We start from the raw sequence: 25,436 nt of genomic DNA, 5'->3' as shown, positions 1-25,436 counted from the left end.
TTAGAATACGTTAAATTCATGTGACAAATTTTGACAGTCGCTGTCATTAAAGTGTTAAGATGTGGAGTGCTAAATATCAATCTGTCAATCAGTTTGACAGAAGAAATGTGGTTTTTAATTAAAATTAAATACGCTTACAGGTATTGAAGATTAAGAAAGAATACTTGTTGACAACTGGATTTGTATAATTTGAATTGCCATGCTTGTGCTGTAATTCATGTTTCAGAAAAAACCAGCAGGTGTCTGGACAAGTAAGTTTTTTCATTATAATAATTCTATTATCAACTTGTTTACAGGATTCAGGTTTTAAGAAGGACGGTCTTTTATGATTTCAGATTTTCTCAATTTAATTTCAGGTGTTGTAGATATGCCTTGGTGGGGATATGTTGTGGTTACACTTGTTGTAACGCATATTACAATTGCCAGTATTACTATTTATTTACATCGCCATTCAGCCCATAGGGCGCTGGATATTCATCCTATCCCCAGCCATTTTTTTCGTTTCTGGCTCTGGTTGACTACTGGTATGGTGACAAAAGAATGGACAGCGATTCATCGTAAACACCATGCCAAATGCGAGACTTCGGATGATCCGCACAGTCCAATGATATACGGTATCAAAAAAGTTCTGACTGAAGGTGCAGAACTATATCGGATTGAATCGAAAAATAAAGAAACATTGGAACGCTACGGTTATGGTACGCCGGATGACTGGGTTGAACGGAATATTTACAGTAAACACAGCGCAAAAGGTATTGTATTGATGTTGATTATCAATGTGATACTGTTTGGTCCGATTGGGTTAACCATCTGGGCTATTCAAATGATGTGGACGCCGGTTTTTGCTGCTGGTGTAATTAATGGTATAGGACACTACTGGGGGTATCGTAATTTTCAGGCGGAAGATGCCAGTCGCAATATTGTGCCATGGGGTATTCTGATCGGTGGTGAAGAGCTGCATAACAATCACCATGCGTATGCAACGTCTGCCCGGTTGTCAAATAAGTGGTATGAGTTTGATATTGGATGGCTGTATATACGGCTACTGGAAATGATGGGGCTGGCGAAAGTTAAAAAAGTTGCGCCCAAGTTAAGATTTAACAGAGAGAAAACACAATGTGATCTGGATACACTGCAGGCAGTAATTTCTCATCGCTATGAAGTTCTGGCCAAATATTCAAAATCACTGAAGGTTGCCTTTGCAGAAGAGATTGTTCATCTGAAAGAGTCAATTTCGCATTACGATATTGATAAATCAACACTAAAACGCTGGCTCCTGGCTGATGCAAAAACACTACAGGCGCATGAACGCGAAACTCTCAGTCAAGTTCTTAGTAAAACCAAAACTCTCGATACAATTTACAATATGAGAGAAGAATTGATCGAGATTTGGCAACGCTCTACAGCATCCAAAGATGAACTGGTCAAACAGTTGGAAGACTGGTGTAAGCGTGCCGAAGAAAGCGGTATAGAAGTATTAAGATCTTTTTCTCAACGTTTGCGTTGTTACGCCTAAAGTAATCCAATAACGCTATTTATTGATTGTTTAAATTACAAAAGTAATGGACAAAGATTCAAGAAGAACGATCTGTAATTTTGTGAATTAAACTGGAAAAAGTATAATCACCGAAAACAAAAAAACCCGTATCAGACGGGTTTTTTTGTATCTATAGTTTGTGCGCGATAATAATGATTAATACGTATTTTAAGTGGATCAATTTTTATATTTTTCATCTGAAACAATCTTAAGAATCATTGAATAATCAATAGCTGTCAAGCAAATCAATCCGTTCAAATTCCCGTTTTTTATTTTTTATTGAGAATTTAATCAATGCTGCATACTAACCAGCGATCTGTGCGGTTGCCCATTGCGGCTTTAATATTTGGTGCTTTTATATGGGGTCTGGTCTGGTACCCAATTCGCGAATTGGAACAAGCCGGGATAAACGGCGTGGTTGTAACAACATTTACTTACCTGATCGCCCTGGTCCTGGGTGTGGTTCTGTTTTATAAAAATATTCGAAATGCCAATATTTTCAATGAAAATGCTCATTTATTGTTTTGGATATGTTTTTTTGCTGGATGGGCGAATGTCGCATATATTCTCGCCATTATTCATGGAGAAATTGTCCGCGTACTTCTATTATTTTATTTAGCGCCATTATGGACAGCTGTTTTTGCCAGAATACTGCTGAACGAACAACTGAGTACGCAAGGGTTCGCTGTTATGGCGCTTTCAGTTGTCGGGGCAATAGTCATGCTTTGGCAGCCGGAAACACTTGTTCCTTTACCTGATTCTTACGGTGACTGGATGGGGTTACTCGGCGGCATGATGTATGCATTGGTTAATGTGCTCATTCGTAAGGATCAGTCGCATTCAATCCAGATTAAATCAATTGCTATCTGGCTTGGTGCGACTGTAATAGGGTTTGGCTGCAGTTTTATTTTAGCGCTGCCGCCCGTTATTTCAGAAATTAATTTGCAAAGCTGGATGGTTTTGCTGTCAGTTGGCATTTTGATGTTTGTCTTAAGTATTGTAGTTCAGTATGGGCTGACATACGTGCCGGCAAATCGGGCAATTATCGTTTTGATGTTTGAACTGGTTGTAGCTGCAATAGCATCCTATGTGCTTGCGGGTGAAACGCTAACATGGAAGGAAATTGTGGGAGGTAGCATGATAGTCTCTAGCGGTCTGTTTTCTGCAAAACTGAACCCGGCTTCTTCACAAGGTGTTGCAAAACCATATCGTTAACGGGCTATTCAGATTGTATTCAGGCACGTAGTTTTACAATTATTCTTACAACCCAAGTGAGGCTCGGAAAGTATTCAGTAAACAGGGGATCGTGACTCACAACAATATATTAAGTGTGGCTTGTAGGCAAACTGTTGTAATATCGGGTCGGACCGGCCGGTGATCGGCCTGGCAGTTGCACCGGTGCTGCGTTTAATCATCAATAAAACTCGTACCTTTTTTATTTTTCCTGTGATACTAAAAGTACCTGATACCAACAATGCCAAGCTACTGTAGCAGTCTCTGTTAAGTTTCTAAATGATTTGCCGATAAATGGGTAAATGAACATGCGCTTTGTCGATTTTGATTCATGGATAAACGTAAATTGTTTGAACCTGAGTTTAATTGGAGTACAGAATGCCAGATAAAAATTTAAAATTCTTGGTTGTAGATGATTTTTCAACAATGCGTAGAATTGTACGTAATCTGTTGAAGGAACTTGGTTTTATTAATGTAGATGAAGCGGAAGATGGCGCTGTTGCATTGCGTAAACTTCAAGATGGTAATTACGATTTTGTAGTATCTGATTGGAATATGCCCAATATGGATGGACTTACAATGCTGCAGACTGTGCGCGCTGATGAGAGGTTGAGCAAAATTCCTGTACTCATGGTAACTGCGGAAGCAAAAAAAGAAAACATTATTGCTGCAGCTCAGGCTGGCGCTAGCGGCTATATTGTGAAACCTTTCACAGCCGCAGTACTTGATGAAAAACTAAACAAAATTTTTCAGAATATGGAAAACAAGGTATCTGCCTGAGGAGATACTGATATCAAGTTTACAAATATACCAAAGAGTCCAGACATGAATACGAATACATATATTCGGGAGGAAACAGGCATGCTATCCTCTAATAACATGCACGAAATATCTGAATCTGCGCAAATGGGCACGCCTGCTGAAACGGATTCAGCAACTATAGAAGATAATCTACAGTCATGTTCTGGTGATAACAATTCCAGTAATAAACATTCGAATTGTGCACCATCAGCTCAAACAACTGAATCGATAATACCGCCGGAGATAGAAAACAATACAGGTGCATCTGAACATGTTGTTCCGGAAACGATATTGATGCAAGCAGTCGATGAAATGTCACATCCAGTCAATACAAGTCCTCTTCAACAAATTGTCGATTCTAAATCTTCCGGCGTGTCAGCGAAACCAAATGAAGAGGATAGGAATATACTTGACCAGGTTGGCTGCCTGACACGTAATCTGCATAATAGTTTGCGTGAACTTGGTTATGATAAACGTATAGAGTCACTTGTATCAGAGGTACCTGAAGCTCAGGATAAACTGGCGTATGTGGCCACTAAAACAGAACAGGCGGCAGAACGGGTTCTGAATGCAACCGAGACTACCATGCCTATTCAAGAGAAACTCTCATTGGAAGCGATCCAGCTTTCTGAAAAGTGGAAGCTCGCGTTCGAAGAGCAACGATTACAGCCAAATACAGAAAAATTCAAACAGTTATTGATCGAAACACTCAGTTTTATTGACAGAGTACCCGAACAGACTGATGCAACAAATGCACAGTTAATGGAGATCATGATGGCCCAGGATTTTCAAGATTTGACGGGCCAGGTGATAAAAAAAATCACGCATACGGTACAACGACTGGAACATGATCTTGTTCAACTTCTGTTGGCAAATGTGCCACCTGCAAATAAGCAGAAAATAACCAATGACGGACTACTGAATGGTCCTGTGACAAACCCTGAGAAATCATCTGAAGCAGTGACTAATCAGGATCAAGTTGATGACTTATTGGCAAGCCTGGGATTTTAGTTATTTTAAAATTCGTGAGTATGACTGGTTGTCAAACTGGTTATACTCATGACTGCTACATAATAATTACATCATATTGTTCCTGAGAATAAGTTTCTTCCACTTGAAGACTGATAGGTTTAGCAATAAAATCAACAAGTTGTGCAAGGCTTTGGGACTCTTCATCAAGGAATAAATCTATAACCTGCTGGGATGCGAGTATGCGGAATTCATTGGCATCAAATTGCCGCGATTCCCGCAATAGTTCCCGCAGAATCTCGTAACAAACCGTTTGTGCAGTTCTAATTTCTCCGCGTCCACTACAGGTTGGGCATGGCTCGCAGAGAATATGAGATAGGCTTTCACGCATGCGTTTGCGTGTCATTTCGACGAGACCAAGTGGGCTGAAATCGTTAACAGTCATGCGTGTCCGATCTTTTGAAAGCGCTTTCTTGAATTCAGTCAAGACTGCTCTTTTATGCTCTTCTGAATCCATGTCGATGAAATCGATAACAATAATGCCGCCAATATTGCGTAAACGCAGTTGCCTGGCAATCACTTGGGCGGCTTCCAGATTGGTTTTAAAAATTGTGTCATCAAAGTTGCGTACTCCAATAAACCCACCTGTGTTGACATCCATGGTGGTTAACGCTTCAGTTTGATCTATGATGAGATACCCTCCGGATTTCAGATTGACACGTTTTGCTAAAGATTTTTGAATTTCGTCATCGACACCATAAAGATCAAACAAGGGACGCTCGCCGGTATATAACGAAATTCGATCGGCTATGTTTGGCATATAGCAACGAGCAAATGCAATCAGGCGCTGGTAATTTTCTCGTGAATCGATCTGTATGCATGATGTATTCTCATTAACAAAATCGCGCAGAACTCTATGGCTCAAATCCAAATCTTGGTAGAGTAGTACAGGAGAAGAAGCGGTTATGGCGGTTTCTTGAATGTTGCTCCAGAGTTTATGCAGATAGTCGATATCTGCTCTGAGATCATTTTCATCTGCAGTTTCAGCCATTGTGCGTATTATATAGCCACCGGACTCTTCCTGCGGCAGCACCTGCATTAATTTTTTACGTAAAAACTCACGATCGACATCATCCTCAATACGTTGCGATACGCCGATATGGGTTTCCTGAGGTAAATAAACAAGCATACGCCCTGCCAGACTGATTTGTGTGGACAGGCGTGCACCTTTCATGCCTATTGCGTCTTTAATAACCTGAACCAGGATATAGTTTCCTTCGAATAATAATTTTTCGATGGGCTGAGTCAATCGACCGTTGTGGCTGGGTTCCCAAATGTCGGCAACATGCAGGAAAGCCGCACGCTCAAGTCCAATATCGATAAAAGCGGACTGCATACCCGGTAAAACACGGCTAACACGTCCGTGATAAATATTTCCGACAATGCCGCAATTGCTGGTGCGTTCAATATGTAGCTCCTGGGTAACAGCTTGCTCCAGGATGGCAACACGGGTTTCCTGAGGTGTAATGTTGATTAGAATTTCATTATCCATAGAAAGAGACAGGCAAATCAAACAACAATAATATAATGCTATGAATGGATTAAAACAAAGATCACTATGCTACATAGCTGTAATTATTTGAAAATTTCTATCCCCACCTCTTCCAGCAATTGTGATGTTTCAAACAGCGGTAGTCCTTTGACGCCACTGTAACTTCCATTGATATCAGCAATAAAAACTGCAGCTAACCCCTGAATTGCATAGGCCCCGGCTTTGTCATATACATTGTCATAATCAATACAGTAGCGGATTTCCTGTGGCGTGATATCACGAAAACGGACAGTTGTAGTCGACAGCTTTATTTGTGTTTTATTTTTAAAGACAATGCCAATAGCAGTCAGTACCTGATGAGACCGGCCCGAAAGAGCGGTTAGCATTTCTTCAGCATGCGCCTGATTCTTTGGTTTTCCAAGAATACAACCATCCAATGAAACTACGGTATCTGCCACCAATACAGGTAGTAATGGTAATTGCCTCTGAGTCAGTCGCAACCAGCTTGCTTCTGCTTTTGTGCTGGTAATGCGATAGACGTAATCATTCGGTGATTCATCTTTTAATGGTGTCTCGTCGATGTCACTGGGGCGGCTTAAAGTCTCTCGCATAAGTAAAATTTTAAATTTAACACCAATCTGCTTAAGCAGTTCTCGTCTGCGCAAACTGCGTGATGCGAGATAAATCTTATTTTCCGGGAACGCCATAATGATAAATATTTCAAAATATAAATTTTAACAACCAATTCTTAAAGTCGTGATTATATGCGATGATAGGGATGGTTCTTAATCAGTGAAACAGCGCGATAAAGTTGCTCAATGAGCATCACGCGAACAAGGCCATGCGGAAAAGTTAGTTTGGACAGAGCCAGGGAGTGCTGAGCGTTTGATTTAATCTCGTCATGTAATCCATCTGCGCCACCAATAACAAATGCATAATCACTGCCTTCAAACATCCATCGCTTTATAGTATTGGCAAGCTGAACGGTCGTCCATTGCTCGCCATGTTCGTCAAGTGCTATGATGCGACATCCTGCAGGTATTGCCGCTTCAATACGCTGCCATTCAGCCTGTAGTACCTGCTCTTTATGCTTGCCGCTGGTTCGTTTTTCAGGCTTTATTTCGAACAAGTGTACTTTTATTTCCTGGCAAAGACGTTTAGCATATTCTGAAAAAGCGGAGTTTATCCAATCAGGCATTTTGTTACCTACGGCAAAGATATAGAGCTTCATGTATAACAATCAAAAAAGTTTTCGGCAGACCGTCTTTGGGCCACACAGGTATCCTGTATCATAAATGGATTATAGAGCTAAAACGGCTTCAATGGATAACATCCTGGTTCCACTTGGGTGCGGAAATTTGATTTTCCAGGAAGTCAAAAAATAAGAATACTATATGTTGGAGTCAGGTGAGGATAAGATAACCGTTTTAAAATATGTAAATTTATTGTTGTTGGCGGCTCTTTTCAATGATCGCTGAAGTCAGTTTGTATAAATTCAAATTTTTTTCCGTATCGACGATTATTTGAAATGGTAGTTCATCTTCGTGTACGGGTTCAGCTGTGCGCAGTTGCTGCTCAAGAACAAAAATATCGGCATCTGAGACACCTTTTGGTCTTGCTTGTATGCGTTGGCGTAGCGTATCGGGAGATGCAATCAACGATAGCATGACGAAAGGTATATTTCGGTTTTGAGCCAGTTTCAAAAAGCTACGCCGTTTATTGTATTTGAGAAAAGCTGCATCGACAATCACAGAAAAGCCGGATGCGAGTGCATCATCGGCCAACTTGTAAAGTTGAGTATAAGTCTCGTCGCTGGCTTTTTGCGAATAAATATGTGTAAATTTCTCAGTTCGGTTATGTGTGAGACCGGTATTCGAATCGCTGTTTATCGTGCCTGTAGTATCGAGAAGACCAAACATTCGTTTTCGCTCTACATCTGAGCGTATGCGAATTGCGCCGATATGCTCGAGCACTATTTCTGATAGCGTGCTTTTCCCTGAAGCAGATAGGCCGTGTACAATGATCAGAACCGGATTGTTGGGGCTGGTGTATGACTGTGCAAGCGTCAGATAGGCATGGCAATCTTTTACAGCTTTGTGTCTTTTCTCAAGTGCGGTGTCTGTTTCTTCAGCACTGATTGCATTCACCATCGCGCGGATGACTGCGCGGTAGACCAGATAGAAGCGAAATACCTGTAGACCGGAGTAGTCACCGCAACACTCCATATAGGTATTCAGGAAGTGATAAGCCAGTTGCGGATGTTGTCTGTCCTGCAAATCCATGACTAGAAATGCAATATCGGAGAGTGTGTCTATCCAGCGTAAATTAGGATCAAATTCAAGACAATCGAAAGCGAGTGGTTTGCCATTTAACCAAAGCAGGTTGCGTAAATGCAGATCGCCGTGGCATTCCCGAATAAAACCGTCATGTTTTCTATTTTCAAACAGGTGTTTATGAGTCGAAAAAAAGGACTCGGCCCAATTTTCCAATTCTGCCAGGTGTCTACTGTGTTGCTGTACTTGGGTGCATAAGCGGATTTTTTCAAATGTCCGTGCAACAGGCTGATAAACATGTTCAGGGTTGCCAAAACAGGTATCTGCACTGGCCGTTTCGGTATTTTGGTGGAATTCCGCCAGCAGGTGCGCGAATGCATCAATATGCTTATTACCAAGTTTACCATCAGCGAGCATGACATCGAGTTGAGCTTCTTGAGGAAACTGAGCCATCTTAACTGCATATTCAATGGTTTCTCCAGGCCCCTGTAAAACTGGGTGCGTAACGCTGCCCGATATGGCAACAATGTCGAGATAAACGGAGGCGGCAAGCCGCTTATTCAGGCGCAGTTCTTCAAGGCAAAACTGCCTGCGTTGCGACAAGGAGGAAAAATCGAGAAACCCAAGGTTGTAGGGTTTTTTTATCTTATAGGCATAAGTGCCAGTCAAGATAACCCAGGAAATATGCGTTTCAATGAGTTTAATGGATTCTACGGGATGATCGTATATTTCAGCCCGCATCATTGAATGAATAAGTGTGTTGGAAGGGTTGCTGTTTGTATGCATAAGCGGCTCACACGCTGGAAACGATCCATTATAATTGGGTCGGTAAGAAACAACGCGTTTATTAGTCTATCGAGCGGATGACAAATCGTCACAGCTGATTCGCAGCTCTCTAATGTAAACTTTACCATTGACGTTCTCAAATAACAAAAAGGAAATTTTATGGAACACAGCCTGATTCTGATAACAACAATTGCGGCCGGCTTTGGCCTTGCTTTGATGCTTGGTTTTATTGCAGAGAAGTTGAGAGTTCCCGCACTTGTTGGTTATTTGCTGGCCGGAATTGCCATTGGTCCTTATACGCCCGGCTTTGTTGCAGACACGCAGATTGCGTCTGAGTTGGCTGAAATCGGTGTAATGTTATTGATGTTTGGTGTCGGTCTGCATTTTTCCCTAGGTGATTTACTTGCAGTTAAACGCATAGCAGTGCCTGGGGCAATTGTTCAAATGACAGTCGCAACCGTGCTTGGCATGATGCTGGCCGCATCGTGGGGCTGGGATATGCCAGCAGGCCTGGTGCTTGGTTTATCGCTGTCATGTGCCAGTACGGTTGTATTGCTCAAGGCCCTTGAGGCGCGCGGTTTGCTGGAAACCATGAACGGCCGTATTGCAGTTGGCTGGCTGATTGTCGAGGATCTGGTTACGGTTTTAATACTGGTGTTGTTACCTTCATTTGCGCATTTGCTGGGGGATTCTGGAGAATCTTCTGCCGATACCACAGTGTCATTATGGCAGACTGTGGCCTATACACTGTTGCAGGTATCTGTTTTTATCGCACTGATGTTGATTGTCGGTCGCCGACTGCTGCCCTGGTTGTTGTGGCATGTTGCCGAAACAGGATCACGTGAATTGTTTACACTGGCTGTTGTTGCTTTTGCCATCAGTATTGCCTATGGTGCAGCGGAATTATTCGGCGTATCGTTTGCTTTGGGCGCGTTTTTTGCCGGAATGGTGATGCGTGAATCAAAATTCAGTCAACGTGCTGCTGAAGAGTCGCTTCCATTACGAGATGCATTTGCTGTGCTCTTTTTTGTTTCGGTCGGAATGTTGTTCGATCCGTTCGTGCTGATAAAAGAACCTTTGCATGTGCTGGGTGTTGCGGCCATTATAATTGTTGGAAAATCCATTGCCGCATTGTCTTTGGTGCTGGTATTCCGTTATCCGTTGAATACGGCGCTGGTGGTTGCGGCTAGCCTGGGGCAGATTGGTGAATTTTCATTTATTCTGGCTGGTCTTGGCTTGTCTCTTAACCTGTTACCTGCTGAAGGAATGAGTCTGGTGCTTGCCGGTGCCTTGATTTCGATTGCCTTTAATCCGATCGCTTTCGCGGTCATTACGCCTGTCAGCGGGTTGATTACTCGTTATTCAGAATTCGCACGCCGCCTGGCTACTCGCGACGATCCGTATGCCGAACTGCCTATGAGTACTGAGCGCAAATATCTTGAAAAACAAGTTGTTATTGTCGGTTATGGGCAAGTTGGCAAGCGTATTGCCCGTGTTTTGAGTCAGCGGGATATACCATATATTGTGGTCGATCAAATACGTGAACGTGTACAGGATTTACGCAATCAGGAGCTGGCGGCCGTTTCCGGTGATGCATCGGAACCATCAGTGCTGATCCAGGCGCACATAGCAGAAGCTTCGATGCTTGTTGTTGCAGTGCCTGATCCGATCAATGTGCGTCAAATGGTGAAAACTGCGCGTACGCTAAATCCGGACATCGAGGTCGTAATACGAACCAATAATGAAGATGAATCAGAACTGTTGCGCAGTGATAATCTCGGTACAGTCTTTTATGGCAAAGAGGAGCTTGCGAAAAATATGACACAGCATGTGTTGAAACGCTTTGACCGTGAAATTACGGAAAAATAAGCCGGTTTTTTCGGAACTGTCTGATAAGTGCGTTTGCTGTGAATACGTGTTATTACACGATACAACAGTGAAGCTGTGATAGAGCGGATAAAATTTATCGCTGTAGGTTTTCTATCAGACGGGTAAGTGCCTTGCCCCGGTGGCTGATTGTGTTTTTGACATCTGAGCGCAGTTCAGCTGCCGTTTTCTTCAACTCCGGGATGTAAAAGTAAGGATCATAGCCAAATCCGCCATCGCCGCGTGGAGTCAAGATAATGTTGCCGTGCCACAATCCTTCTGAAATGATGGGTTGTGGGTCGTCAGCGTGTCGCAACAGCACGATAACACAATAATAATAAGCGCTGCGGTCAGGTGTCTGACTGAGTGTGTCGACCAGCTTCTGGTTGTTTCGCTGATCCGATTTCGGTTCACCAGCGAAACGTGCCGACAGAACGCCAGGTGCGCCATTTAAGGCGTTAACACAGATGCCGGAATCGTCGGCCAACGCAGGTAAACCGGTATGGCGGCTGGCGTGCCTGGCTTTGATGAGTGCATTTTCAATAAACGTGGGATGCGGCTCATCAATTTCTGCAATTTCAAATGCTGATTGCGGCAACAGCTCTAAACCGAATGGATCAAGCAGTGCGCTGAATTCGCGCAATTTACCCGGGTTGCCGCTGGCTATCACCAGTTTTTTTATATCATTTATCAAATCAGTGTGCCCCTAAAGCGGATTTCTGTATTGATATCAGTTCCTGAATGCCGGTTTCTGCCAGATCAAGCATTTGATCGAGTTCGTTACGCGTGAAAGCTGTTCCTTCAGCTGTGCCCTGTATTTCCACAATGCCGGAGCTTCCTGTCATGATCACATTCATGTCAGTATCACACGCTGAGTCTTCCTGATAATCCAGATCGAGTACTGCCGCACCCTGGTAAATACCCACTGAAACTGCCGCAACATGATCCAGAATCGGAGATGTTTCGATAAGCTGCTGGTACAACAGACGTTCTACAGCATCGTGCAAAGCGACGAATGCACCGGTAATACTGGCTGTCCGTGTGCCGCCGTCAGCCTGAATTACGTCGCAGTCGATCTGGATGGTTCGTTCTCCAAGCATATTCAGATCAATGATTGCGCGCAATGAGCGACCGATCAGTCGCTGAATTTCCATAGTGCGCCCAGATTGTTTTCCGCGCGCGGCTTCACGTTGAATGCGCTCATGAGTCGAGCAAGGAAGCATGCCATATTCTGCTGTCAGCCACCCCTGATTTTTGTCCTTGAGAAAAGGAGGCACCTTTTCACTGACACTGGCGTTGCAGATGACTTTTGTATGCCCGTATTCAATCAGCACGGAGCCGTCGGCGTGTTTGATATAGTTCCGGTTAATTTTAACAGGGCGAATCTGTGCGTTGGTGCGGTTATGGCTGCGGGTTATCATGTGAATGGTTGATAATCAAAAACGGTAGGTAGGTTTGAGCGTCGCGCCCTTAGAGACAGTCAGAACTTCATGTCCATCCTCGGTTACCAGTACGGTATGTTCCCATTGAGCAGACAAACTGCCATCTTTAGTGGTCACTGTCCAACCATCGGGCAAGTAACGGATTGCAGCCTTTCCTGTGTTAATCATCGGCTCTATGGTAAACGTCATGCCCGGTTTGAGTTCAAGTCCTGTTCCTGCTTTTCCGTAGTGCAGTACCTGCGGATCTTCGTGAAATTTTTTGCCGATACCATGACCACAAAACTCTCTAACGACGCTATAACCAACCCCTTCGGCGAGTTTTTGAATAGCATGGCCTATATCTCCAAGATGGCTGCCTGGTTTGACCATGTCTATTCCGCGCCACATGGCTTCCAAGGTTACTTCACAAAGCCGTCTGGCCTGAATGGACGGTTCCCCAACATAAAACATACGGCTGGTATCGCCATGATAACCCTGGCTGATGACGGTGACATCAATGTTGACGATATCACCGTTTTTGAGCTTTTTCTGGCCTGGAATGCCGTGGCAAATCTGATTGTTGACCGAGGTGCAGATGGATTTGGGGTAGGGTTTATGGCCCTTTGGGGCATAATTTAAAGGTGCAGGTATGGTCTTTTGCACGTCAACCATATAATGGTGACATAACGAATCCAGTTCTTCAGTTGTTATGCCGGGTTTTACGAATGGTGAGATGTAGTCCAGAACCTCGGAGGCCAGCTTGCCTGCAACACGCATTTTTTCGATTTCTTGTGGTGTTTTTATGGTTACTTGCATAAGTGATTCAATGATATTTCAAGCAAAACGAGTTTAATTTGATTTGTGAAATATTATAAGCGTTCACAGGTGGTCTGTGTCAGCTTGCTGTCCGGAAATTGCTCAATCAACGACTGTAATGCAATATTCTTGCTGGTATCTGCTTCAAAAATTGAAATTTTTTTTTGTTTGATTAGATACTTACTGATAATTGTGCCCGTTATTTCCTGAAGGTTGAGTTTTTTTTGCAGCTTTTGTGCCGATAACTCGTCAGCAAACTCACCAAAGGAAATCGAATTAAACCAGGTGCCCTGTTCCAGTATGCGAAAGCTGCTGATACCAGAATTTCGAAATTTGTTAATTTCTCTATCAGCAGCCTGCTGATCTTCAAACGGAACAGTGTGAACTCGATACTGTGTCAGTGGTGCGGCTGAGGTTACTCGGTAGGGTGTGTTCAGATCTAGCGCCTGCAGGGCTGTCTCAGCGGATTCTATTTCTGTAAGCGAAAAATTTCCCCACACAATGCAGCTTACCTCAGCTGGCAATAAAATGATTTTTTCTGAATTTACAACATGAGTATCGGAATTATTATCCCTTGTCTGCATTACCGGTTGGGAGACTTGCAATGCTAACAGCAGAATATTTGCAGCCAGAAGCAGGAAAAAAATTATTTTCATTCAGTGACTCAATAGAGGCGGACACTTTCAATGAATCTTGTTGTGAACAATGCTATGCCTTGATAAAATAACATGTTATTCCAGGAATTAAGAGTTATCCTTAAAAATAACAGAATTTTAATGGCATAAAAATACGGAATACATGAAATTATGAAAATTTTGAAAAATAGCTTTGTCGTGGCAAGCACTCTGGTTATCGCATTATCGTCACCGGCTTTTGCTGCAGGTGATGTTGCCAGAGGCCAGGAGATCGCGGCGGGTGTCTGTGCAGGATGCCATAATCCAGATGGTAATAGCATTATACCGATCAACCCCAGTCTGGCTGGTCAGCACGCCGAGTATATTACTAAACAGTTAATGGATTTTAAAGCCGAAGAAGGTGAAAAACCCAATCGAAACAGCCCTGTGATGGCATCTATGGTTGCGCCACTTTCACAGCAGGATATGGAAGATGTTGCTGCCTATTATGCTGCCCAGACACCAGAGCCGGCCGGAAACATCAGCAGTGATGAAGATCTCCTCGAAATGGGAAAAATTATGTATCACGGCGGTAATATAGAAAATGGCGTGCCTGCCTGTGCAAGCTGCCACGGACCAACCGGTACGGGAATTCCACCGCATTACCCCGCGTTAGCAGCCCAACATGCCGAATATACATACACACAGCTGGATCTGTTTAACAAGGCCGAGCGTGGAAACGATAACGGTGTTATGCAAAAGGTGCTCACACGAATGAGTGGGGCGGAAAAACGTGCAGTTGCCGAGTATATCCAAAGTATGGATGTGCAGTAATCCTGTTTGTTATATTCCCTGGTTGCGCGTCAGTCGGCTGACGGTTTTGCAGCCCTGGTGGTGAAAGCGGCAAAAAGTGTGTGGTACAGGATATAGATGTTGTGCAGTTGTAGTTTGTCGTGATTTTAATTATTTCAAGCCAATAAAGCGTCAGGCGTATCAGTATCATCAAAAGGTTGATAGCAGGCGCCTGCCGCTTTTTTTGTGTTCTGCCAGTTTTACCAGGCTGCAAAAATATTCTCTGCAGCGCTTAATGTTTCGTTAATTTCCTTGCTGCCATGCGTGGTAGAGACAAAACCGGCTTCAAAAGCTGAAGGTGCAAAATATATCCCTTTATCCAGCATTGCATGAAAAAACCGGTTAAAGGCGTTTTTATCACAGGCCATCACTTCAGCAAAGCTGGCCGGAATATTTTTGCTGAAATAAAGCCCAAACATGCCGCCGATTGATTGCGCGCAAAAATCAATTCCGTGTTTTTGCGCGCAGGTGGTCAAACCGTCTGTTAACTGGCGCGTTGTATCAGAAAGATTGTCATAAAATCCTGGTTTCTGAATCAGTTTCAGCGTTGTCAATCCAGCTGCGACGGCAACAGGATTGCCTGATAATGTACCCGCCTGATACACAGCACCGACAGGTGCCAGACATTGCATGATATCCTGACGACCACCAAAAGCCGCCATTGGCATGCCGCCACCAATCACTTTGCCAAGTGTTGTTAGATCGGGTTGAATTTGATAGACACCCTGTGCACACTCAAGACCGACACGAAATCCCGTCATGACTTCATCAAAAATCAACACGCTGCCATGTTGAGTACATAATGTACGAAGGGTTTCAAGGAATCCAGGTTTGGGCGTGATCAGATTCATATTGCCAGCAACCGGCTCAACAATAACCGCCGCGATCTCTTTACCGATTTGTTTAAACGTTTCTTCTACACCGGCGACATCGTTAAAATCCAGTACAATTGTGTGGCCTGCGATTTCCTGCGGTACACCCGCTGAACTTGGATTGCCGAACGTTAATGCGCCAGAACCGGCTTTAACCAGCAGAGAATCATCGTGCCCATGATAGCAACCCTCAAATTTAATGATTTTGTTGCGACCGGTAAAGCCACGTGCCAGGCGGATGGCACTCATACCTGCTTCAGTGCCTGAACTGACCAGCCTTACCTGCTCGATAGATGGGACCAGTTTACAGATCAATTCAGCAATTTCCAGTTCCGCCTCGGTTGGTGCTCCAAAGGTGAGGCCATTTTCTGATGTCTTCTGGACGGCTTTGACGACATCCGGATGTGCATGACCTAAAATCAATGGTCCCCAGGATCCGACATAATCAATGTAAGACTTGCCGTCGACATCCCATACGTGCGCTCCTTGTCCCCGTTGAAAGAAAACGGGATTGCCGCCAACAGATTTGAACGCGCGTACTGGTGAATTGACACCGCCGGGAATAATTTTTTGTGATAGTTCAAATAATTGTTGATTTCGTGAAGTCATTGAATTGCTCTCAAGAAAAATAAAAAATAAAAAAATTAAACTGAATGAAATCAGCTAAACAACTTTGAAATCGTAGCAGCTGATTCTCGTCCGTCCCCCGTCTGATATATCGCCTGGCATACAGCTAGTGCATCAGCACCGTTTGCGATTAAAGACCGCGCATTGTGCGAGTTAATGCCGCCAATACAGATCACCGGTATATCGAGAACACTTTTGGCGTGCCGCACAATATCAATTGATGCATCAACTGTATCATGTTTGGTGGACGTGGGAAAAAATGCGCCAAAAGCGACATAATCGGCGCTTTTAGCAACTGCTTGTACAGCAAGTTCTATGCGGTTATAACAGGAAGCGCCGATGATTTTATCCAACCCCAGCTGCTTTCGAGCCAAGGCAATGTCCATATCCTTCGTGCCAAGATGAACGCCATCGGCATCAACCTGTAACGCGAGCTCCACATTATCGTTGATTAGTAGGGGAACATCATATTTTCGACAAAGCTGCAGAAGCGTCTCTGCCTGATGCAAGCACAGTGTTTTGTCGGCAGATTTGTTCCGGAATTGTATTAGTCTGGCACCGCCCTCAAGTATTTGACGGGTTTTTTCGAGCAGAATGTCGGTGTCTGCCAAGTCGGGTGTTATTCCGTACAGTCCGGATATTTTATTGTTCTTCAATGTTTTGCTGAGTACAGGTAGTTTGTTCTTTAATGCTATTCCGGAAATGGCGATCGGGAATGTATTGTCCAAGTCCAGGTTGGAAACCAGCGCTTAATGCCCCCCATGTATACGATTGCGCTGCAATAACACTGTCGATTATCGTTTGCCCGGAAGCAATAGACGCGGCAATAGCAGATGCGAGCGTACATCCAGAGCCATGGTAGCTGTGAGGTAACCGTTTCCAGTTATCAGTGCGTATGAGCCTGCCGCGTGTGTATAGCGAATTGGTAACCTGGGCAGTGTGTTCATGTGTGCCAGTAATCAGGACAAAGTCACATCCTGTATCAAGAAGCCTGGAAGCGCACGCATCAAGTGAGTGACTGTGTGATGAAGCAGTGTCGACTTCGTCTGCAAAAGCCAGTCGCCTTGCTTCCAGGCTATTGGGTGTCAGTAGCGTGACCCGTGGTAACAGTAATTTGCGAATTGATTTAATCATGATTTCAGTGGTTAATTCGTCACCACGACCGGAAGCCAGCACTGGATCCATGACGACAGGTATGTCGGGATAATCCAACAAAATTTCAGCAATGACGTTTATGATCGCGTCGCTTCCAAGCAGGCCGAGTTTGAATGCGTGCACAGGTATGTCATTCAGAATGGTTCTGGTTTGACGCTCTACCCAGTCCGGTTCAAGTGGGAGCAGATCATGAACACCCGAGGTGTCCTGAACAGTTAGCGCTGTGATAACTGAAAGCGGATGGCATCCCATGCTCGCAATAGTCATTATGTCTGCCTGGCTGCCAGCACCGCAGCTTGAGTCGCTGGAAGCAAACGAAAGTACATTTGGGGGTGGCTGTGACATGCATTAATACCGTAAAATACCATTTTAACCCAAATGAGAATGACGATCTATTATGTCTACTGAGGAAAATCAAAACTATAATCGGTACATGTGTCTAATCTGCGGCTATATTTATGATGAAGAAAAGGGAGCGCCGGAAGAAGGCATACCTCCGGGTACACGCTGGGAAGATGTTCCAATCAATTGGACATGTCCTGAATGCGGTGCACGTAAGGAAGATTTTGAAATGGTGAAAATGTAATGCGAATTCTGCATACGATGCTGCGAGTCGGTGACCTTGAGAAATCACTGGAATTTTATACCCAAGTGTTGGGTATGCGCTTGCTGCGGCGCAAGGATTATCCGGATGGTCGATTCACATTGGCATTTGTCGGTTACCAGGATGAAGCCGATGGAACTGTTTTGGAATTGACGCATAACTGGGATACTGATCGGTATGAGCTTGGTGAAGGTTTCGGTCATATAGCGATAGAGGTCGACGATGCCTACGCTGCCTGTGAAGAAACCCGAAAGCGGGGTGGTAAAGTAACGCGGGAGGCAGGGCCGATGAAGCATGGCACTACTGTGATTGCGTTTGTAGAAGATCCAGACGGTTATAAAATCGAATTCATTCAGAAAAAAAACCAGTAGTAGCTCACCGGTTGGCATGCAATAAAAAAATGGCGGGTATTTTTTGGAAATCCGGTTGCTTCAGCTTCCACTGTTTGATTGATCGAGTAATGACACGCTCTTCCACGGAAGTCAACTGCATTGCGAGGCACAAATCTGTATCATCACGGCAGGTCTTTACGAGCAAATCAAAGAGATTTTGATTCCGGTACGGAGTTTCAATAAAAATCTGTGTTTGATCCTGTTTGCCGGATTGTTTTTCCAACACAGTGATTGCCTGTATGCGTGCATTTCTATCAATTGGCAGATAACCGTGAAAACAGAACCGCTGTCCATTGAGCCCTGACGCCATTAATGCCAGCAGTATTGATGAAGGACCGGTGAGAGGGATGATTTTGATTTGTTTGTGGTGCGCGAGACGAACCAGGTTGCTACCCGGATCGGCGATAGCCGGACAGCCGGCTTCAGATAACAAACCCATGTCATGACCAGCCAGTAAAGGCTGCATCAGGGTCTCGAGTTCATTTGTGCGGGTGTGTACGTTGAGAACTCCCATGTGAATGTCCTGCAGCGGGTATTTGCATTCAATCTGCTTCAAAAATCGTCGAGCTGTTTTTGGCTGCTCGACGATAAAATATCGAAGTTGTTGAATGGATTGTTTTACCGCGGCAGGTATTATCCAGTCCAGATTGCAGTCGCTTAAAGGTGTTGGAATCAGATACAGTTTTCCTGTCATATCAGTTAGTTTGAATGTTGACCGATTTGCCGGACAAACCGATGTATTGTTTTAGGACGGAGTGTAGAAAGACCTGCAGAGAAAGTAAAGTGCAGAAACTGCATCAGATTCTGCGCTTTTGATATCAGTACATTATCCCAATCTTGTATCGGCTGGCGTTAATTTTAAATGTATGGTTGCTATGCGGCGTTATAATACGCCACTTATTTTTCTGACTTTTTAAGATTATTATATTTTGCTATGAAAATTTCTGCTTTTGAGGTTCGTGTCGGCAATCTGATCGAATACCAGAATAAACTCTGGAGGGTTAATAAAAAGAATCATGTCAAACCGGGTAAAGGCGGAGCCTTCGTTCAACTGGAAATGAAAGCTGTTGTTGACGGTACCAAACTCAATGAACGGTTTCGTTCAGAGGACAAGGTAGAAAAGGCACATGTTGAGCCGCGTCAGATGCAGTTTCTTTATGCTGAGGGCGATTCTTATGTTTTTATGGATAATGAATCATATGAACAGCTGACCTTGCCGACAGATGAACTTGCAGAGCAGGCGCCGTATTTGCTACCCAATACAGACGTTTTGATCAATTTTCATAATGAAAATCCGATTGGGCTCGAACTGCCAACGAGTGTAATATTAGAAGTGACTGAAACCGAGGTCATGATGAAGGGACAGACTGCGGCCAGCGGAGGCAAACCAGCCGTTTTGGAAACCGGTCTTAAGGTCTCTGTGCCTCAGTTTGTCAATATTGGCGATAAAATTAAAGTTAATACGGACACAGGCGAGTATATCGAACGAGCGTGAGTGGAATCGTGGATCATGACAAAAACGAATTGATTGGCTGCCACCCGTTCGCCAATACAGTTCAATTAGTATAGAAATGATCTTGTTATTGAATCGAGACCAGTTCTGTATTTTCAATAATTTGTCGTGAATTAAATCTCCCATACGCCTATAACAGTAAACGGAGTTCCGGTGGAAGTCTGTGACGGAGTCCATCAGGGACTGTTGCCTAAACTGTCAATCACATGCCTTCAGGAGTTTATGTACATTGCTACAAATTATTTTGGAGGAGCATTGATTGAAGCGTTTAATTGCGAAATGTCACATACTGATTATTCCAGTATTGTTCTTTGTCATCCACGCTGACAATGTCAAAGGGAAATTATCTGAAGAAAACGCCATTAAAAATCTCAAAATTGAGAGCGTGTCGAATCGAGAACTTAAATTTACTGTGGATTATGCCTATAACGGTAAATCTGGTATAAGCAATGTTTACATCCATGCCATACCGGTTGAAAGGGACGGTGTTTTTGATCCGCGTACAGTTGATTATGTTGAGGTGCCACTTAAGCGTGGTGTGAACAGTGAGACTCTTCGCATTACTAAGCGAGCACATGGCAGAAACTTCACCAGCGAAACTATTAGAGTCTGTATGTCTACACAAAAAGAAGCTATTTTGTGTAAGGACTTTCCATACATTAAAAAATGGTCAGAAGGTAACTTATGTAAAGTAACACTGATCACACCTGATGACAATGGCACATTGAACCAGCAGAGACTTTCAGATGGGAGGGTTGAGACGGCCTGGAGATTTTCATGGTCGGAATGCCCCGGTGCAACTAAGTACCATTTGTATGTTGTTGGTCCAGAAACCATGAATCCGTTAGTAGATATTAATATACTTGAAGCTCCAATGTATCTTGCAAGATCAACTCATTACGGAATAACATCTTTGAAAGGGTGGACATGGAAAGTAAGGGCCTATGTAAATGGTAAGTGGGGAGACTGGAGTGAGTCGCGAGCCTTCAATGTGAGCCCTGTTGGAATCCCCGAGTCAACAAACACATGTGCTATATCGGGTCAGTTAACAGGTAAGTTGCAAGACCATGGTTTTGCAGTTACTCATGTTGGCGTTTTTGTGCCGGGAGAGTCGAAACCGAAATCTGTGGCAGAACTGGACAATCGCAGGCGCTATATCTTTCAGAAATTGCCTGGAAACGTGGAATACAGAATTGCGCCGTTTGGGAGAAGTGCTGCGGGTTGGCGATTTGATCGACAAAAAGCACACGTGTTGTGCCAGGCAGGAGGTTCTCATACGGTAAATATCCATGTGCAGGGAGTGTTGATGGACTAAGGGCAGGGGACTTTTTCTTGCAAGGATTAAAATAACCACCTGGAGGGGCGTCACAGCAAGCGATATCAGTTTAAAGTGGCGATATGCAATGAGTGGATTAAGCTAACCTGATAATACCAATACCACAGTTTGTATTTTTCTCCTCAGAATGTATGATCAGATACATCAACCAGATTCGATGGCTTGCCAACAGATCGGACAATTTTCTTGAAAATCCCTGTGTGATTGTAAATGGCCGCGCAGTATGTGAAAAGAATTTGATTGAGAGTCCTGGACGTGATTTCACTATAATGCCGTAATGAATCTAGGAGGTTCATATGGAATTGGAGAAGTTTGTAGCGATTGTATCGGGGGCGGTAGCAACGATAGCAACGATTGCTGGTGGTGCCTGGGGATATTATCGATTTCGCAAATCGCGAACTTTCGAGCCACGTCTGACTCTTGGCGTAAAAGCCGATCTCATTCACAGCATGTCCGACAATAGCCTGCTTTGTACATTTGATGTGAAGAACGTTGGTGAATCAAAAGTAGACATTGAAAAAGCTTATATAAGATTAGGTATTATACAAAGCAACGGCAAACGTAAGCATCTGACTACACGGAAGGTACTTCTGGCGCATTCCTGGTTGGAGCCTGGAACGACATTGAAAGAGCAAGAACTGATCTCTTGTCCTGTGTTCCACGGAGCTGTAAAAATTGAATTTAGATTGGTGGCCGTGGGTACTGCCTATAAGACAACACATATTCTTCAATTACCAGGGGTCGATGCGTGTTTAAAGCAAGACGGTTCAAGGTCGGCTGTCCAGTTTACGAAAGGAGATATGAACTCATGATGAGTCAGAGTAATATGTATCGGCCGGTAAGTTCTCTTGTTTTCGTACCTTTTTTACGATTGGAGGAGGAGTATCCCGAGGAAACACAGATTTATGAAATCGAGTCAGAAATAGATGACGCACATAGAGTAGATCGTCCAGTTAAAGATCTGGTTCAAAAGCGTCAACAAATTATCGATTCCTGGGTAAGACGTGTTGAAAACGAACTGTCGACTGAATTCAGCGACGAGCGCAAAAAAGAACTTGAGCGGGAGCTTAATCGAGCAAGGCAATACGAAAACGAAATTATCGCTGATCATTGAGGTCAGCAGCGATTGGTAACGTCACTGATTAACTGTTTCAATACCGCGCATTATGTACTGTTGACATCTATACATACGTTCTATGTGCCTGGTTTTATATTGGGCCAACATCAATCAAAAAACTGGCTGTCCGGTCAAAGTTCAAATCTTTAGAAATGGTTTCTCGGAGTCAAATTTGTAAATAATCTGATTTTCCGTTAATGAACCGCTTGCGTATGGTGCATGATTACCGGTCTTGTCGGTGGACTCGCACTTTTTTTGTGCGGCATGCGCAAGATGACCGAAGCATTAAAAACTGGGGCGGTGGCGGTATGAAAAACGTTCTGGCCCGCTTCACCCCGAAACGTTTAAGCGCGGTCACTGCGGCGCTCTTGTCACTGCTGTCATTCGGTCTTTTTCGGTTACCACTGTAATGGTGGTCAGTTTTGTCAGTGCCGGCGTGATGACCTTCAGTCAATCCATCGGCTTTATTCTTGGCGCAAATATCGGCACAACGATAACCGCGCAAATCATTGACTTCAAGATTACCAAATACGCGCTCGCCATGATTGCTGCCGGTTTTCTAATAGAGACACTGCCAAACGAAGGAAAACGCGATATTACGGAACCATGCTGATGGGGCTTGGGTTGCTGTTTTTTGACATGGTGCTTATGAGCAACGCAGCATTGCCGTTGCGCACCTATCAGCCATTTATTGAGGTGATGCAGGAAATGCGCATCATGTGCTGAAAACCAAGAAAAAACTGAATCGGAATGCCGAGGCGCTTCTACTGCGGCTGGGGCGCGACTTTGCTGTGGGGAAACAGACAGATCTTGGAACTTATAGACTCACCATGGATCATGTTGAGAACCTGAAACGCATTCATGCCTTTGTCAGGCGTGTGGCCCGTCTGGTTCTGAAAACGCTGGAGGCAGAAAATTCAGTCAATCTAAAATAAGATGGATACACCGGAACAATAGTGGCTGCATGTTAATCAGTGTTCAATTTTGACGGATTGTCCTGATAGATCGCTGTAAAATGAAGATAAGGATATTTTGTTAATGCAGAACGCGCGGCACTGTTAACATAAATTCGGGAATAGGAACGTCAAAATGAACGCCATCTTCGGCGGCCATCTGGTAACTGCCCTTCATCGAACCGACTGCGGCGGAGATGACAGTGCCGCTGGTATATTCAAACGTGTCTCCGGGTTTGAGTAATGGTTGTTCACCAACGACCCCCAGACCGCGAACCTCATGTACAGTCCCGTCACCGTTAGTAATGATCCAGTGCCGGCTGATCAACTGTGAGGCAACCGTGCCCTTATTGGCAATGGTGATGGTATAGGCAAATACATGTTGATCGGATTCTTCGTCTGATTGATCCGGTAAATATGCGGTTCGGACACTGACGTTGATTTCATATTTTTTTTCTTCTGACATAAAGCTAAAATTCCACACTATTTTCTTAATTGTATCACGTACAAATTTTGGTGAATCCGTAAATCATTTTGTTTCTCATTAACGCGATAAGATCATTTGCGGTTAAAATAGCGTATTTGATTTTTGAGAGGCAGTTGTATGTATCGTATAGCACCCAGTATTTTATCAGCAAACTTTGCCAAACTCGGTCAGGAGATTACAGACGTGATCGACTCTGGCGCCGATATAATTCATTTTGATGTCATGGATAATCATTACGTACCGAATCTGACCATTGGTCCACTGGTCTGCGAGGCAATCAGACCTTTGACTGATGCAATGATTGATGTGCATCTCATGGTTGAGCCTGTGGATCGGATCGTTCCTGACTTTGCCAAGGCCGGTGCCAATATTATTTCGTTTCATCCCGAGGCATCTTCACATATCGACCGCACCATCGGCCTGATCAAGGATCAGGGTTGTCTGGCCGGACTGGTGTTCAATCCGGCTACTCCGTTGCATTATCTTGATCATGTGCTGGATAAACTCGATCTGGTGCTGATTATGTCGGTTAATCCGGGATTCGGCGGTCAGAAATTCATTCCAGAGGCGCTTAATAAGCTCAAAGCCGTGCGTAAACGGATTGATGAAAGCGGTAAATCAGTCATGCTGGAAATCGACGGCGGCGTTAAAAGCGATAATATTGCAGAAATTGCCCGTGCGGGTGCCGATACGTTTGTGGCAGGTTCAGCGATCTTTAATGCGGGTAAAGACAGTGATCCGCATCGCTATGACACTATTGTGTCTGAGCTACGCGCAGAACTGGGCAAGGTATGACTTGCATGCAGAATATCAACAAACCGGACGTATTCGCTATTTTCTGCTATTGATATGAATAAAGAACTTTTTTCGTATGCTAAAAGTACGGTTGATAGATTGCATTTTCCATTGCCCGTCAAAGTCGTAATGATTGATCTGGATGGTACCCTGCTCGATACAGCTGAAGATCTGGCGCTGGCGGCCAATCTGATGTTACGAGAATTGGGCAGGCCAGAGCACTCGGTTGCAACGATCAAATCCTATATCGGGAAAGGTATACAGAGACTGGTTAAGCGTGCATTGACAGGTGATTTGAATGCCGAGCCGGAGCCGCAGTTGCTTGAAGTTGCGTTGCCGATTTACAAGAAGCATTATGCTGAAAACGTACATGTACATACCAAACCTTTTCCGGGTGTAAAAGAAGGCGTTGAGTTGCTGCACAAGGCAGGATTTCGCCTGGCATGTATAACCAACAAGTCGGAAAGTTTCACGCTGCCATTGTTGCGTGCGACCGGATTCCACGATTATTTTGAAATCATTCTGTCTGGCGACAGTCTGCCGAAAAGAAAACCGGATCCAATGCCATTAACGCACATTTGTAAGTATTTTAATGTGCAACCACATGAAGCGGTTCTGATGGGCGACTCCCTGAATGATGCAACCGCCGCCCGCGCAGCGGGCTGCCATGTTTTCTGCGTTCCCTACGGGTATAACGAAGGACGCGATGTACGTGAGCTGGACTGTGATGCAATAGTGCCTTCACTGGTAGAAGCGTCACAGCTCATTGTCAAAACTCCGTCGCAGTCATGATACATTTGCACATTCTGCGTCTGACAGTTGCATCAATACTTTCCCGTATTTTATTTGCAATAATGCATGTTTT

At 44.1% G+C, this 25,436-nt stretch carries 30 protein-coding genes; 17 read left to right on the top strand and 13 right to left on the bottom strand.

What is annotated here, in order from left to right; genetic code table 11:
• Positions 1 to 325: 325 nt before the first annotated feature.
• The 4 genes from BMX44_RS04470 to BMX44_RS04455 all read left to right on the top strand — a co-directional run bounded on the left by BMX44_RS04470 (position 326) and on the right by BMX44_RS04455 (position 4,582).
• Positions 326 to 1,516, top strand: a complete 1,191-nt coding sequence (locus BMX44_RS04470; protein ID WP_090628560.1) for a DesA family fatty acid desaturase — start codon at positions 326 to 328, stop codon at positions 1,514 to 1,516.
• 315 nt (positions 1,517 to 1,831) lie between these two features.
• Entirely contained in the window at positions 1,832 to 2,752 is a 921-nt protein-coding gene (locus BMX44_RS04465; protein ID WP_090628557.1) for a DMT family transporter, read from the top strand.
• Between the two features lie 396 nt (positions 2,753 to 3,148).
• Entirely contained in the window at positions 3,149 to 3,550 is a 402-nt protein-coding gene (gene cheY, locus BMX44_RS04460; protein WP_090628552.1) for a chemotaxis response regulator CheY, read from the top strand.
• A 45-nt stretch (positions 3,551 to 3,595) separates the two neighbouring features.
• Entirely contained in the window at positions 3,596 to 4,582 is a 987-nt protein-coding gene (locus BMX44_RS04455; protein WP_245738829.1) for a protein phosphatase CheZ, read from the top strand.
• Positions 4,583 to 4,637: 55 nt separating this feature from the next.
• Here BMX44_RS04455 and rng read toward each other — a convergent pair whose 3' ends face one another.
• The 4 genes from rng to BMX44_RS04435 form a co-directional block, all read right to left on the bottom strand.
• On the bottom strand, positions 4,638 to 6,092 hold the full coding sequence (gene rng / locus BMX44_RS04450; RefSeq protein ID WP_090628550.1) for a ribonuclease G: 1,455 nt from the start codon (positions 6,090 to 6,092) through the stop codon (positions 4,638 to 4,640).
• Between the two features lie 83 nt (positions 6,093 to 6,175).
• Positions 6,176 to 6,799, bottom strand: coding sequence for a Maf family protein (locus BMX44_RS04445; RefSeq protein WP_090628547.1), 624 nt, complete (start codon positions 6,797 to 6,799; stop codon positions 6,176 to 6,178).
• A 53-nt stretch (positions 6,800 to 6,852) separates the two neighbouring features.
• On the bottom strand, positions 6,853 to 7,323 hold the full coding sequence (gene rlmH, locus BMX44_RS04440; RefSeq protein ID WP_090628544.1) for a 23S rRNA (pseudouridine(1915)-N(3))-methyltransferase RlmH: 471 nt from the start codon (positions 7,321 to 7,323) through the stop codon (positions 6,853 to 6,855).
• Positions 7,324 to 7,534: 211 nt separating this feature from the next.
• A complete protein-coding gene (locus tag BMX44_RS04435; protein ID WP_090628541.1) occupies positions 7,535 to 9,151 on the bottom strand; it encodes a bifunctional aminoglycoside phosphotransferase/ATP-binding protein in 1,617 nt (538 codons plus the stop codon).
• 159 nt (positions 9,152 to 9,310) lie between these two features.
• Here BMX44_RS04435 and BMX44_RS04430 point away from each other — a divergent pair, with 159 nt between their 5' ends.
• Complete coding sequence (locus tag BMX44_RS04430) at positions 9,311 to 11,020, top strand: cation:proton antiporter domain-containing protein (protein ID WP_090628539.1); 1,710 nt, start codon at positions 9,311 to 9,313, stop codon at positions 11,018 to 11,020.
• 94 nt (positions 11,021 to 11,114) lie between these two features.
• On the opposite strand, the gene rdgB is transcribed toward BMX44_RS04430, so the two are convergent.
• The 4 genes from rdgB to BMX44_RS04410 are packed head-to-tail and all read right to left on the bottom strand — an operon-like array spanning position 11,115 to position 13,910.
• Entirely contained in the window at positions 11,115 to 11,711 is a 597-nt protein-coding gene (gene rdgB, locus BMX44_RS04425; protein ID WP_425433708.1) for an RdgB/HAM1 family non-canonical purine NTP pyrophosphatase, read from the bottom strand.
• Between the two features lies 1 nt (position 11,712).
• Positions 11,713 to 12,438: a ribonuclease PH gene (gene rph, locus BMX44_RS04420; protein WP_090628536.1), complete on the bottom strand. Its 726-nt coding sequence runs from the start codon at positions 12,436 to 12,438 to the stop codon at positions 11,713 to 11,715.
• Between the two features lie 15 nt (positions 12,439 to 12,453).
• The gene (gene map, locus BMX44_RS04415; protein ID WP_090628534.1) at positions 12,454 to 13,254 is read right to left on the bottom strand and encodes a type I methionyl aminopeptidase; all 801 of its coding nucleotides are present in this window, start codon (positions 13,252 to 13,254) and stop codon (positions 12,454 to 12,456) included.
• 53 nt (positions 13,255 to 13,307) lie between these two features.
• Complete coding sequence (locus tag BMX44_RS04410; RefSeq protein WP_090628531.1) at positions 13,308 to 13,910, bottom strand: SPOR domain-containing protein; 603 nt, start codon at positions 13,908 to 13,910, stop codon at positions 13,308 to 13,310.
• A gap of 150 nt (positions 13,911 to 14,060) precedes the next feature.
• On the opposite strand from BMX44_RS04410, the gene BMX44_RS04405 reads away from it, so the two are divergent.
• Positions 14,061 to 14,702 carry a c-type cytochrome gene (locus tag BMX44_RS04405; RefSeq protein WP_090628528.1) on the top strand — a complete coding sequence of 214 codons (642 nt, stop codon included), beginning with the start codon at positions 14,061 to 14,063 and terminating at the stop codon, positions 14,700 to 14,702.
• A gap of 218 nt (positions 14,703 to 14,920) precedes the next feature.
• On the opposite strand, the gene hemL is transcribed toward BMX44_RS04405, so the two are convergent.
• The 3 genes from hemL to thiD are packed head-to-tail and all read right to left on the bottom strand — an operon-like array spanning position 14,921 to position 17,719.
• Entirely contained in the window at positions 14,921 to 16,201 is a 1,281-nt protein-coding gene (gene hemL / locus BMX44_RS04400; protein ID WP_090628524.1) for a glutamate-1-semialdehyde 2,1-aminomutase, read from the bottom strand.
• A gap of 50 nt (positions 16,202 to 16,251) precedes the next feature.
• A complete protein-coding gene (gene thiE / locus BMX44_RS04395; protein ID WP_090628521.1) occupies positions 16,252 to 16,875 on the bottom strand; it encodes a thiamine phosphate synthase in 624 nt (207 codons plus the stop codon).
• On the bottom strand, positions 16,862 to 17,719 hold the full coding sequence (gene thiD / locus BMX44_RS04390; RefSeq protein WP_090628518.1) for a bifunctional hydroxymethylpyrimidine kinase/phosphomethylpyrimidine kinase: 858 nt from the start codon (positions 17,717 to 17,719) through the stop codon (positions 16,862 to 16,864). Before thiD ends, thiE begins: the two co-directional genes overlap by 14 nt.
• A gap of 52 nt (positions 17,720 to 17,771) precedes the next feature.
• Between thiD and BMX44_RS04385 the strand changes: the two genes are divergently transcribed.
• Positions 17,772 to 17,960 (top strand): rubredoxin, encoded by a 189-nt coding sequence (locus BMX44_RS04385; protein ID WP_090628516.1) that lies wholly within the window; start codon positions 17,772 to 17,774, stop codon positions 17,958 to 17,960.
• On the top strand, positions 17,960 to 18,349 hold the full coding sequence (gene gloA / locus BMX44_RS04380; RefSeq protein ID WP_090628513.1) for a lactoylglutathione lyase: 390 nt from the start codon (positions 17,960 to 17,962) through the stop codon (positions 18,347 to 18,349). The genes BMX44_RS04385 and gloA overlap by 1 nt, the downstream gene beginning before the upstream one ends.
• Positions 18,350 to 18,353: 4 nt before the next feature.
• Here gloA and BMX44_RS04375 read toward each other — a convergent pair whose 3' ends face one another.
• Positions 18,354 to 19,064, bottom strand: a complete 711-nt coding sequence (locus BMX44_RS04375; protein WP_090628511.1) for an SAM-dependent methyltransferase — start codon at positions 19,062 to 19,064, stop codon at positions 18,354 to 18,356.
• A gap of 240 nt (positions 19,065 to 19,304) precedes the next feature.
• Here BMX44_RS04375 and efp point away from each other — a divergent pair, with 240 nt between their 5' ends.
• The 7 genes from efp (at position 19,305) to BMX44_RS04345 (ending at position 23,271) form a co-directional block, all read left to right on the top strand.
• Entirely contained in the window at positions 19,305 to 19,865 is a 561-nt protein-coding gene (gene efp, locus BMX44_RS04370; RefSeq protein WP_090628509.1) for an elongation factor P, read from the top strand.
• A gap of 277 nt (positions 19,866 to 20,142) precedes the next feature.
• Positions 20,143 to 21,198, top strand: coding sequence for a hypothetical protein (locus BMX44_RS04365; RefSeq protein WP_090628506.1), 1,056 nt, complete (start codon positions 20,143 to 20,145; stop codon positions 21,196 to 21,198).
• Positions 21,199 to 21,515: 317 nt separating this feature from the next.
• Entirely contained in the window at positions 21,516 to 22,031 is a 516-nt protein-coding gene (locus BMX44_RS04360) for a hypothetical protein (RefSeq protein WP_090628503.1), read from the top strand.
• Positions 22,031 to 22,333: a hypothetical protein gene (locus BMX44_RS04355; RefSeq protein WP_143056882.1), complete on the top strand. Its 303-nt coding sequence runs from the start codon at positions 22,031 to 22,033 to the stop codon at positions 22,331 to 22,333. The genes BMX44_RS04360 and BMX44_RS04355 overlap by 1 nt, the downstream gene beginning before the upstream one ends.
• Before the next feature lie 200 nt (positions 22,334 to 22,533).
• Positions 22,534 to 22,746, top strand: a complete 213-nt coding sequence (locus tag BMX44_RS17195; protein ID WP_245738828.1) for a hypothetical protein — start codon at positions 22,534 to 22,536, stop codon at positions 22,744 to 22,746.
• Positions 22,746 to 22,949, top strand: a complete 204-nt coding sequence (locus tag BMX44_RS17190) for a Na/Pi symporter (RefSeq protein WP_245738827.1) — start codon at positions 22,746 to 22,748, stop codon at positions 22,947 to 22,949. Before BMX44_RS17195 ends, BMX44_RS17190 begins: the two co-directional genes overlap by 1 nt.
• 106 nt (positions 22,950 to 23,055) lie before the next feature.
• Positions 23,056 to 23,271, top strand: coding sequence for a hypothetical protein (locus BMX44_RS04345; protein WP_090628495.1), 216 nt, complete (start codon positions 23,056 to 23,058; stop codon positions 23,269 to 23,271).
• A 100-nt stretch (positions 23,272 to 23,371) separates the two neighbouring features.
• Here BMX44_RS04345 and apaG read toward each other — a convergent pair whose 3' ends face one another.
• Positions 23,372 to 23,755: a Co2+/Mg2+ efflux protein ApaG gene (gene apaG, locus BMX44_RS04340; RefSeq protein ID WP_090628492.1), complete on the bottom strand. Its 384-nt coding sequence runs from the start codon at positions 23,753 to 23,755 to the stop codon at positions 23,372 to 23,374.
• A 138-nt stretch (positions 23,756 to 23,893) separates the two neighbouring features.
• Here apaG and rpe point away from each other — a divergent pair, with 138 nt between their 5' ends.
• Positions 23,894 to 24,571 carry a ribulose-phosphate 3-epimerase gene (gene rpe, locus BMX44_RS04335; RefSeq protein WP_090628489.1) on the top strand — a complete coding sequence of 226 codons (678 nt, stop codon included), beginning with the start codon at positions 23,894 to 23,896 and terminating at the stop codon, positions 24,569 to 24,571.
• Between the two features lie 54 nt (positions 24,572 to 24,625).
• The gene (locus BMX44_RS04330; RefSeq protein WP_090628486.1) at positions 24,626 to 25,363 is read left to right on the top strand and encodes a phosphoglycolate phosphatase; all 738 of its coding nucleotides are present in this window, start codon (positions 24,626 to 24,628) and stop codon (positions 25,361 to 25,363) included.
• Positions 25,364 to 25,436: the final 73 nt, after the last annotated feature.

It is taken from the genome of Nitrosomonas marina, from assembly GCF_900110145.1.
GTDB lineage: Bacteria > Pseudomonadota > Gammaproteobacteria > Burkholderiales > Nitrosomonadaceae > Nitrosomonas > Nitrosomonas marina.
The sequence above is the reverse complement of the archived record's forward strand: the minus strand, read 5'-3'. Positions and strand labels throughout refer to the sequence as shown.

Excerpts from the sequence above, each read along its gene's own strand:
- apaG (WP_090628492.1), bottom strand. The coding sequence starts at position 23,755 with ATGTCAGAAGAAAAAAAATATGAAATCAACGTCAGTGTCCGAACCGCA.
- BMX44_RS04405 (WP_090628528.1), top strand. The coding sequence starts at position 14,061 with ATGAAAATTTTGAAAAATAGCTTTGTCGTGGCAAGCACTCTGGTTATC.
- hemL (WP_090628524.1), bottom strand. The coding sequence starts at position 16,201 with ATGACTTCACGAAATCAACAATTATTTGAACTATCACAAAAAATTATT.
- BMX44_RS04375 (WP_090628511.1), bottom strand. The coding sequence starts at position 19,064 with ATGACAGGAAAACTGTATCTGATTCCAACACCTTTAAGCGACTGCAAT.
- thiD (WP_090628518.1), bottom strand. The coding sequence starts at position 17,719 with ATGTCACAGCCACCCCCAAATGTACTTTCGTTTGCTTCCAGCGACTCA.
- cheY (WP_090628552.1), top strand. The coding sequence starts at position 3,149 with ATGCCAGATAAAAATTTAAAATTCTTGGTTGTAGATGATTTTTCAACA.
- BMX44_RS04355 (WP_143056882.1), top strand. The coding sequence starts at position 22,031 with ATGAGTCAGAGTAATATGTATCGGCCGGTAAGTTCTCTTGTTTTCGTA.
- BMX44_RS04455 (WP_245738829.1), top strand. The coding sequence starts at position 3,596 with ATGAATACGAATACATATATTCGGGAGGAAACAGGCATGCTATCCTCT.
- efp (WP_090628509.1), top strand. The coding sequence starts at position 19,305 with ATGAAAATTTCTGCTTTTGAGGTTCGTGTCGGCAATCTGATCGAATAC.
- rlmH (WP_090628544.1), bottom strand. The coding sequence starts at position 7,323 with ATGAAGCTCTATATCTTTGCCGTAGGTAACAAAATGCCTGATTGGATA.
- BMX44_RS04410 (WP_090628531.1), bottom strand. The coding sequence starts at position 13,910 with ATGAAAATAATTTTTTTCCTGCTTCTGGCTGCAAATATTCTGCTGTTA.
- BMX44_RS04430 (WP_090628539.1), top strand. The coding sequence starts at position 9,311 with ATGGAACACAGCCTGATTCTGATAACAACAATTGCGGCCGGCTTTGGC.
- BMX44_RS04465 (WP_090628557.1), top strand. The coding sequence starts at position 1,832 with ATGCTGCATACTAACCAGCGATCTGTGCGGTTGCCCATTGCGGCTTTA.
- rng (WP_090628550.1), bottom strand. The coding sequence starts at position 6,092 with ATGGATAATGAAATTCTAATCAACATTACACCTCAGGAAACCCGTGTT.
- BMX44_RS04470 (WP_090628560.1), top strand. The coding sequence starts at position 326 with ATGATTTCAGATTTTCTCAATTTAATTTCAGGTGTTGTAGATATGCCT.
- map (WP_090628534.1), bottom strand. The coding sequence starts at position 13,254 with ATGCAAGTAACCATAAAAACACCACAAGAAATCGAAAAAATGCGTGTT.
- BMX44_RS17195 (WP_245738828.1), top strand. The coding sequence starts at position 22,534 with ATGAACCGCTTGCGTATGGTGCATGATTACCGGTCTTGTCGGTGGACT.
- rpe (WP_090628489.1), top strand. The coding sequence starts at position 23,894 with ATGTATCGTATAGCACCCAGTATTTTATCAGCAAACTTTGCCAAACTC.
- BMX44_RS17190 (WP_245738827.1), top strand. The coding sequence starts at position 22,746 with ATGGTGGTCAGTTTTGTCAGTGCCGGCGTGATGACCTTCAGTCAATCC.
- BMX44_RS04435 (WP_090628541.1), bottom strand. The coding sequence starts at position 9,151 with ATGCATACAAACAGCAACCCTTCCAACACACTTATTCATTCAATGATG.
- rph (WP_090628536.1), bottom strand. The coding sequence starts at position 12,438 with ATGATAACCCGCAGCCATAACCGCACCAACGCACAGATTCGCCCTGTT.
- BMX44_RS04330 (WP_090628486.1), top strand. The coding sequence starts at position 24,626 with ATGAATAAAGAACTTTTTTCGTATGCTAAAAGTACGGTTGATAGATTG.
- BMX44_RS04385 (WP_090628516.1), top strand. The coding sequence starts at position 17,772 with ATGTCTACTGAGGAAAATCAAAACTATAATCGGTACATGTGTCTAATC.
- BMX44_RS04445 (WP_090628547.1), bottom strand. The coding sequence starts at position 6,799 with ATGGCGTTCCCGGAAAATAAGATTTATCTCGCATCACGCAGTTTGCGC.
- gloA (WP_090628513.1), top strand. The coding sequence starts at position 17,960 with ATGCGAATTCTGCATACGATGCTGCGAGTCGGTGACCTTGAGAAATCA.
- BMX44_RS04360 (WP_090628503.1), top strand. The coding sequence starts at position 21,516 with ATGGAATTGGAGAAGTTTGTAGCGATTGTATCGGGGGCGGTAGCAACG.